The sequence below is a fragment of the Cytobacillus sp. Bac17 genome (genome assembly GCF_024519925.1).
In the GTDB taxonomy this organism is placed as follows: Bacteria; Bacillota; Bacilli; order Bacillales; family Cytobacillaceae; genus Cytobacillus; species Cytobacillus pseudoceanisediminis.
On the sequence record NZ_JALJRC010000133.1, the window covers coordinates 1 to 311 of the forward strand.

A 311-nucleotide genomic window follows, 5' to 3' on the forward strand; every position below is an offset into this window, starting at 1 on the left:
AATAATATAATATAATGATTATTTTGTAAATTGAATATAATGAATAAATAAGTTTGAAAAATTAAATAAAAAGGGTGAATTAAGAAGGAGAGAGGAAAAAGAGGAGGGGGAGGGAGAGGAATGGGAAAAGGAAGAGAAGGAGGGAAAAGGAAGGAGAAGAAGGGGGGAAGAAGGAGAAAAAGGGAGGAGGGGGGGACGGGAGAGAGAGAAAAGAGGGAAGAAGAAAAAGGAAAGGAGGGGGAAGGAGGAAGGGGGAAAAGAAGGAGAAGGGAGGAAAGAGAAATCCCATACTTCCTTACCAGTTCAAAAAT

Annotated in this window: 1 protein-coding gene; it reads left to right on the forward strand. The window is 39.9% G+C overall.

All coding sequences use genetic code 11. From position 1 onward, the window contains the following. Positions 1 to 120: 120 nt before the first annotated feature. A partial coding sequence (locus NR125_RS30410; RefSeq protein WP_256816917.1) for a hypothetical protein occupies positions 121 to 311 on the forward strand: 191 nt, incomplete at its 3' end.